The 7,368-nt window shown below is 72.4% G+C and carries 7 protein-coding genes; 1 reads left to right on the top strand and 6 read right to left on the bottom strand.

Features of this window, described 5'->3' with window-relative positions; translation table 11 throughout:
- Positions 1-152: 152 nt before the first annotated feature.
- From ACWGL3_RS29705 to msrB, 3 genes are all read right to left on the bottom strand, one after another.
- Positions 153-962 (bottom strand): CDP-alcohol phosphatidyltransferase family protein, encoded by an 810-nt coding sequence (locus tag ACWGL3_RS29705; protein WP_267949186.1) that lies wholly within the window; start codon positions 960-962, stop codon positions 153-155.
- On the bottom strand, positions 949-1,617 hold the full coding sequence (locus ACWGL3_RS29710) for a phosphatidylserine decarboxylase (RefSeq protein WP_267949187.1): 669 nt from the start codon (positions 1,615-1,617) through the stop codon (positions 949-951). Before ACWGL3_RS29710 ends, ACWGL3_RS29705 begins: the two co-directional genes overlap by 14 nt.
- A 268-nt stretch (positions 1,618-1,885) precedes the next feature.
- Positions 1,886-2,329 carry a peptide-methionine (R)-S-oxide reductase MsrB gene (gene msrB, locus ACWGL3_RS29715; RefSeq protein WP_267949188.1) on the bottom strand — a complete coding sequence of 148 codons (444 nt, stop codon included), beginning with the start codon at positions 2,327-2,329 and terminating at the stop codon, positions 1,886-1,888.
- 205 nt (positions 2,330-2,534) lie between these two features.
- Here msrB and ACWGL3_RS29720 point away from each other — a divergent pair, with 205 nt between their 5' ends.
- The gene (locus ACWGL3_RS29720) at positions 2,535-2,966 is read left to right on the top strand and encodes a hypothetical protein (RefSeq protein WP_267949189.1); all 432 of its coding nucleotides are present in this window, start codon (positions 2,535-2,537) and stop codon (positions 2,964-2,966) included.
- Between the two features lie 76 nt (positions 2,967-3,042).
- On the opposite strand, the gene ACWGL3_RS29725 is transcribed toward ACWGL3_RS29720, so the two are convergent.
- From ACWGL3_RS29725 to glgX, 3 genes are all read right to left on the bottom strand, one after another.
- Positions 3,043-3,822 (bottom strand): GntR family transcriptional regulator, encoded by a 780-nt coding sequence (locus ACWGL3_RS29725; protein ID WP_267949190.1) that lies wholly within the window; start codon positions 3,820-3,822, stop codon positions 3,043-3,045.
- A 166-nt stretch (positions 3,823-3,988) separates the two neighbouring features.
- Complete coding sequence (locus ACWGL3_RS29730; protein ID WP_267949191.1) at positions 3,989-4,795, bottom strand: pyrimidine reductase family protein; 807 nt, start codon at positions 4,793-4,795, stop codon at positions 3,989-3,991.
- A gap of 79 nt (positions 4,796-4,874) precedes the next feature.
- A complete protein-coding gene (glgX, locus tag ACWGL3_RS29735) occupies positions 4,875-7,022 on the bottom strand; it encodes a glycogen debranching protein GlgX (protein ID WP_267949192.1) in 2,148 nt (715 codons plus the stop codon).
- Between the last annotated feature and the right edge of the window lie 346 nt (positions 7,023-7,368).

Genomic DNA, 7,368 nt, shown 5'->3' on the forward strand with positions numbered 1-7,368 from the left:
GTCCCACCGGCCGCCGGCAGGCCCCCGCTGTTCCACCGCCCGGGCTGCCGCGCCGTCGGTGACGGTCGGGGAGCCGGGGCGGACCGGGAACGCGGAGCGCCCCGGGCGGAGGCCCTCGCCTCCGTCCGGGGCGCTCCCCGTGCGTCCCCGCCTCAGCCCCGGGCGGAGGCGGACCTCCGCGTGGCCAGCACGTAGAAGGGGATCGTCACGATGAAGCCCAGCACGAGCGCGCTCATCAGGTAGATGAGCGACTGCCCGGCGGGGAGCCCCATGCCCCAGGCGGCCATGAGGGCCACGCCGAAGCCGAGCACGCCCAGGACCGCGTAGGCCTTGCGGCCGCGGGGCTTGGGGTACTCCATGCGGCTCACCATCAGCCAGGAGATGAGCAGCACCGCCGCGACCCCCGCGAGCAGGGGCGGGTCGAGCAGCACCACCGTCACCACCGCCATCGCGCCGAACGGGCAGGGCAGCCCGGTGAAGTAGTCCGCGCCCGGGGCCTGGCAGGAGAACCGGGCCAGCCGCACGATCACCGCGAGCAGCACCGCGCCGCCCGCGGCCACCGGCAGCAGGCCGGCGTCCCCGGCCTGCATGGCCCACACGACGAAGAAGAACGCCGGGGCGAACCCGAAGCTGATCACGTCGGCGAGGTTGTCCAGCTCGGCGCCCATGCCGCTGCCGCCCAGCTTGCGGGCGACCCGGCCGTCGAGCACGTCGAGGGCGGCCGCGACCATCATCAGGCCCACGACCGTGGCCATCGCGGTGCGCGGCAGCGGGCCGGCCGCCCCGGCGGCGGCGTGGGCGGTCTGTGCCACGACCAGCGCCCACACGGCGAGGAAGCCGCACAGGGCGTTGCCCAGGGTCAGGTAGTCGGCCACGCCGAGGCGCAGCAGGGGGGCCGCCTCGACGGCGCCCGCGGGCCGTTCGGCCGCGGCCACGCCCTCCGCGCTCTCAGTCGGCGTCAAGACGGGTTTCTCCGGAGCGGACCTTCTGGCCGATCTCCACCGCCGGGGCGACCCCGGCCGGAAGGTAGACGTCGACCCGGGACCCGAACCGGATGAGACCGATCCTCTCGCCTTGTTCGACCTTCTGCCCCGCAGCGAGATACGGGACGATACGCCTGACCATCGCGCCGGCGATTTGAACGACCGTGATCTCACCGATCTCGGTTTCAAGGGTCCAGATGACGCGCTCATTACGCTCGCTGTCCTTGTCGAATGCGGGGCGGAAACCCCCGGGGCGGTGCTCGACACCGGTCACCACACCGGCGAGGGGTGCACGGTTGACGTGCACGTTGAGGGGGTTCATGAACACCGCGACCCGGATCCGCCCGTCGGGCTGGAGGTCGAGGCTCTGTACGACGCCGTCGGCCGCGGACAGCACCCGCCCGGTCGCAGGCCCCCGTTCGGGGTCACGGAAGAACCAGGTCATCCCAGCCGCGAGGGCGACCACAGGGACGGCGAGCGCCGTGCGGGCCCGGGAGCCCCGTGCCGCCAGCACGGCGGCCCCGGCGGCTCCGAGAGCGGGGAGCAGCCAGGGGCCCGACCCCTGGGCCATGCCGAACCGGGGGCGTGCCGGGGGGCGGTGGGTGACTGATGAGGAAGGTGAGTCGTCGGTCATCGAGCGCTTTCGTCGCGGGTCGGTCGGGTCGCCCGCACATCGGTTGCCGCTGTGAGGGGTCGGCCCGGTGGCTGAGGGCCGGCTGGTGCGCGGAGGACCCGGTGTGGTCCGGGGGCCTTCGCGCCGCGCCTCGCGGGCAGCCGAGGGGGCCGACCGTTGACGCGCTGGATGCGATTATCCCCGATCCCGTCGCGGGCGGGTCGCGGGCGCACGGTGATACGCGCGCCGACCGCCCCGGACCACGCGTCCGGGGCGGGGCGGGGAGGTGCTAGTCGGCCGGTTCGAGGGTGAGCGCGACGGAGTTGATGCAGTACCGGGCGTCGGTCGGGGTGGCGTAGCCCTCGCCGTGGAAGACGTGGCCGAGGTGGGAGTCACAGGTGGCGCACCGCACCTCGGTCCGCACCGCGCCCAGGGACCTGTCCTCGTGCAGGGTGACGGCGTCGGAGTCGGCCGGATCGAAGAAGCTGGGCCAGCCGCAGTGGGAGTCGAACTTCTCGTCGGAGCGGAAGAGCTCCGCCCCGCAGCCCCGGCAGCGGTAGACGCCGCTGGTCCTCGTGTCGACGTAGGCGCCGCTCCAGGGGCGCTCGGTGGCGGCCTGCCGGAGGACGGCGTACTCCTGGGCGTTGAGCCGGTCGCGCCATTCCTGGTCGCTCTGGGGAAGACGTTCGGTCCCGTCGCCGGTGTGCGGGGCCTGGTCCGGTGAGTCAGCCATGTGACGACGCTACCCCGAATCGTGTCCTGATGCTGCCACGGCGCCCCCTGTCGGACGGACCGGTACATAGAGCCTCTGGTGCCGGTAAATCATCCTTCATGGCTATATCCGCCTAACTTCACCTCTGGCGACGTTCAGTGGCCCGGGCGACGGGTACGGCAACCGACGAGGTCGGTGGTCGTACGGTGCGTGTGAGGCGGGTGACATGGCGGTTGCGACGCAACAGGCACTCGGAGTGAGCAGACGGCCGCTGCGTGTGGGCAGGATTCGATACGGGCTGTGGTGGCTGGACCGGACCACCGCGGGGGTACGGGGGCGGGCCCGGGTGCTCGCCGGGGGCGCGGCCGCCGCGGGCCGCGAGCTGGCGTGGGCCGCGGAGCTGAGCCTCCGCACCACGACGAGGCGGGCCGAGCTGGCCAGGCCCGAGCCCTGGAGCGACCGCAAGCTCCTGGTCTCCGCCATGGTGCTCGCGGTGTGCGCGCTCGCCGTGGCGACCGTCCTGGGGGCCGGCATGGCCCGGTGGGCGATGACCGAGTCGAACTCCCTGCTCTTCGCAGCCGCCGGGGCGCCGGCGGTGGGACTCGTGTTCCTGTCGCTGGCGTACCTGGTGTTCGCTTCCAAGCGGGGCTGTCGCTGAGCCGGGTTCGGGGGAGGGGCGCCGGGAACGGCGCCCCTCCCGCCGTGTACGGGCCGGTGCGCGGGCGGGGCGGCGGTCAGGCGTCGAAGTCGTACTGGAGCACGTACGCCGAGCCGTCCATCGTGATCTCGTTGAACTCCACGGGGCGGTGCTCGGAGGTGAGCGCGGTGCGCGCCACCTCCAGCACCGGTGTCCCGGGCGCCAGCCTCAGCTCCTGGCTCTCCTCCGGGGTGGGCATGCGCACCCGGATCTCCTCGGTGAAGTGGGCAGGCGCCTGCCCGAGCTCGGCCAGCCGAGCGTAGATCCCGCCGGGGCCGCTGTCGTGCTCACGGACGCGCCTGGCCGCGGCGGAGTCCACCAGGACCGTCAGGGGCAGGTACGAGACCGCGCGCTGGACCGGCCTCCCCTCCACGAGGTAGCGGCGCGAGCGCCGGAGCACCCCGCCCCCCTCGGTCAGCCCCAGGGCGCGGGCCACGTGCCCGTCCGCGACGGTCTCGTCCACGCACAGCCCGTCGACCTCGTAGCCCCGTTCCTCGCCGTCGGTCTGCCAGATCGCCCGGCCCTGGCCCCACAGCTCCTTGGACAGGCGGCGCGCACCGTGTCTTCGCACCGGCCGGAACAGGCGGACGTAGATGCCCGAGCCGCGTACGGCCACGGCCAGGCCCTCGTTGATCAGCACGGAGAGCGCCTGCCGGGCCGTCGCCCGGGCGACTCCGTGACGCTCCATGAGGGTGTTCTCCCCGGGAAGGCGGTCGCCGTCGGCGTACCGCCCGGAGCGGATCTGTCCGCGTAGTTCCTCGGCTATCTCCCGGTAGACCGGAGGGGACCCGTTTTCGGACGTCGGCACTACGTTCATCCTCTCGGCCGGGGGCCAAGCCGGTAAGCCCCGTCAATGCGGTGTGTCCCGTGGCGGTGATTCCAGTGGAGGGCACACATCGGGTATGTCCGATTGCGGGATGGTTCATGCGTCGTTGTGGGGCGGCCGAAACCGACCGGTTACAGCCGCGTCCCCGCGAGACGCCCTAGCCCCTGACGTAACGCGCGAACAGGTTCCCCTCCGCCTCCAGCAGGTGCGCGATGCGCACGGGTGTGCTCTGTTGTGACCACGCCTCCGGCGCTCCGGGGGCTCCGGGGCCTCCCGCCACGATGCGGGGCGGCCCCGATCCCAGCAGGTGCGGGCTCAGGGTCAGGCAGAGCTCGTCCAGGAGCCCGGCGGCCACGAACTCGCCCAGCAGGTGCGGTCCCCCCTCCGTCAGGATCCGGCGCATCCCGCGCGCGGCCAGCTCCCCGACCACGTGCGCCGGCGTCACCGACGCCCCGTCCACCACCACGACGTCGGCGTACCGGGCCACCCGCCGCCGCCGCTCCTCCGGCGCGCCCCTGGTCGTGAGGACCAGTGTGCGGGCGTCCTCGGGGGCCTCCGTCAGCAGCTCCTCCGGGAGGTCGAGCGAGCGGGAGACGACCGCCACGGCGGGGGTCCGGGCGCGTCCGGCGCGCAACCCCTCCCACGCCTTCCTGGCCCGGACCGGGCCGTACCCCTCCGTGCGCGCCGTGCCCGCTCCGACCAGCACCACGTCGCACAGGCCGCGCAGCACCCCCATCAGCCTGCGGTCGGGAGCGGAGGACAGGTCGCGGCTGCGGCCCGAGGGCCCCACCGCGCCGCCGTCCGCGCTCGCCACCATGTTGGCTCGCACCCAGGGGCGGTCCAGGCCGGGCGGATAGGCGTACGCGAGGGCCGGGTCGACGCCTGCGGCGCCCGGCGAGGGCAGGAGTTCGCGGAACGTGACGGGAGCGGAGGTGCCGGCGCCGCCGGCGTGTTCGGTCGACATGGTCACTCAGCGTAGGGGGTGCGGGGGCGGGCCGCCCGGAGAGGGCCGGGGTCGGCCCCGGCCCTCCCCGGGCCCCGGGTCAGGAGTTCCTGTGCGACACGCGGCGCAGCAGGAGCAGCGCCCGGTCGATCACCCGGACCGGGCCGGAGGCGGCCACGAACGGCCTCCCGGACACATCCGGCTCGGCCGTGTCCAGGACGGTCTCCCACGCCATCCCGTACTCGGTTCCCGGGACGGTGAAGTCCACCGCGTCCGCGCCGCTGTTGAGCAGGAGCAGGAAGGAGCTGTCCCGGATGCGCCGCCCGCGCGGATCGGGCTCGGTGATGGCGTCCCCGTTGAGGAACACCCCCAGCGCCTGGCCGGCCGGGTCCCAGTCGTCACCGGACATCGGCCTGCCGTCCGGCCGCAGCCACGCGATGTCGGTCAGGCCGCCCTCCCCGGCGGCGGCCTCCTCCACCGGGCCGCCGCGGAAGAAGCGGCGCCGCCGGAAGACCGGGTGGTCGCGCCGCAGGCGCGCCAGCCCGCGCACGTAGTCCAGCAGGTCGTTGTCGGGCTCCTCGTCCTCCCCCAGCCCGGCGCTCTTCCAGTCGATCCAGGCGATCTCGTTGTCCTGGCAGTAGGCGTTGTTGTTGCCGCCCTGGGTGCGGCCCACCTCGTCACCGTGGGAGAGCATCACCACCCCCTGCGACATGTACAGGGTGGTGAGGAAGTTGCGCACCTGGCGGCGGCGCAGCGTGATGATCGCCGGGTCCTCGGTGTCCCCCTCCACCCCGTGGTTCCAGGAGCGGTTGTCGTCGGTGCCGTCGCGGTTGCCCTCGCCGTTGGCCTCGTTGTGCTTGTGGTCGTACGAGACCAGGTCGGCGAGCGTGAAGCCGTCGTGGCAGGTGATGAAGTTGATCGAGGCCACCGGGCGGCGGCCGTCGTCCTGGTAGAGGTCGCTCGACCCGGCCAGGCGCGAGGCGAGCTCGCCCATCACGGGCTCGCCCCTCCAGTAGTCGCGGACGGTGTCGCGGTACTTGCCGTTCCACTCGGTCCACAGCGGCGGGAAGTTGCCCACCTGGTATCCGCCCGGACCCACGTCCCAGGGCTCGGCGATCAGTTTGACCTGAGAGATCACCGGGTCCTGCTGGACGATGTCGAAGAACGTGCTGAGCCGGTCGACGTCGTGGAACTCCCGGGCCAGGGCCGAGGCGAGGTCGAACCGGAACCCGTCCACGTGCATCTCCAGGACCCAGTAGCGCAGCGAGTCCATGATGAGCTGCAGCGAGTGCGGGTGGCGGACGTTCAGGCTGTTGCCGCACCCGGTGTAGTCGAGGTAGTAGCGCTGGTCCTCGTCGCTCACCCGGTAGTAGCTGAGGTTGTCGATGCCGCGCAGGGACAGCGTGGGGCCCATGTGGTCGCCCTCCGCGGTGTGGTTGTACACCACGTCGAGCAGGACCTCGATGCCCGCCTCGTGCAGGGACTTCACCATCGCCTTGAACTCCTGGACCTGCTGGCCGCGTGAGCCGCGGGCGGCGTACCCGCTGTGCGGGGCCAGGAAGGAGAGGGTGTTGTACCCCCAGTAGTTGGTCAGCCCGCGCGCCACCATGGCGTGCTCGGGCACGAAGTGGTGGACGGGCATGAGCTCGACCGCCGTCACCCCCAGCGAGGTGAGGTAGTCGATCACCACCGGGTGCGCCAGTCCCGAGTAGGTGCCCCTCTGGTGCTCGGGGATGCCCGGGTGGCGCATCGTCAGGCCGCGCACGTGCGCCTCGTAGATCACCGTCCGGTGGTACGGGGTGCGCGGGCGGGACTCGTTGCCCCAGTCGAAGAACGGGCTCACCACCACGCACTTGGGCACGTAGGGGGCGCTGTCGTCGGTGTTCTTGCGGTCGGGGTCGGCGAAGCGGTAGCTGAACAGCGACTCGTGCCAGGTGAGATTGCCGTTCAGGGCTTTCGCATAGGGATCGGTGAGCAGTTTGTCAGGATTGCACCGCAAACCGTGCTCCGGGGCGTAGGGGCCGTGCACCCGGTACCCGTACTGTTGCCCCGGGCCGATTCCGGGCAGGTACCCGTGCCAGACGAATCCGTCGTATTCGGTCAGCGGTACGCGCGTCTCCTCGCCGTCGTCGTCGAACAGACACAGGTCCACCCGTTCGGCGGCTTCGGAGAACAGGGAGAAATTGGTGCCGGACCCGTCGTAGGTCGCACCGAGCGGATAGGAACTACCTGGCCAGACTTCCACCATAGGATCTGTCGGTCTCTTGGTGTCGGGGCCTTCGGGTCTGGACGGGACGGCGCGAATCCGTTCCGTTCGGAAGGGTGGTCGTCCGTCACGCCCCTGCCCGAAAGCGGGCGGACGTGTTTCGTGACGACTTCTTCCTTCCGCCGCGACGGGCGAAGTATGCCGACCCCGGGCGATGATCGTCGAGGGGCGTCCCTCTTCGTGTCCTTTGTGGGAATTTGTTGTCACCGGCTCGGCGGGCGGCCCCCGGAATTCCCCGTGCGGCGGCCGCCGCACGGGGAGGGGCGGCGGGACGGCCGACCCGGCGTGCGCCGTGCGCGTCCGGCCCGCGGGCCGTGCGCGTCCGGCC

Source organism: Nocardiopsis sp. NPDC055824, assembly GCF_053616335.1.

Bases quoted from the DNA above. Each gene is read 5' to 3' on its own strand.
- ACWGL3_RS29710 (WP_267949187.1), bottom strand. From the start codon at position 1,617: ATGACCGACGACTCACCTTCCTCATCAGTCACCCACCGCCCCCCGGCA.
- ACWGL3_RS29725 (WP_267949190.1), bottom strand. From the start codon at position 3,822: ATGAACGTAGTGCCGACGTCCGAAAACGGGTCCCCTCCGGTCTACCGG.
- glgX (WP_267949192.1), bottom strand. From the start codon at position 7,022: ATGGTGGAAGTCTGGCCAGGTAGTTCCTATCCGCTCGGTGCGACCTAC.
- ACWGL3_RS29730 (WP_267949191.1), bottom strand. From the start codon at position 4,795: ATGTCGACCGAACACGCCGGCGGCGCCGGCACCTCCGCTCCCGTCACG.
- ACWGL3_RS29720 (WP_267949189.1), top strand. From the start codon at position 2,535: ATGGCGGTTGCGACGCAACAGGCACTCGGAGTGAGCAGACGGCCGCTG.
- msrB (WP_267949188.1), bottom strand. From the start codon at position 2,329: ATGGCTGACTCACCGGACCAGGCCCCGCACACCGGCGACGGGACCGAA.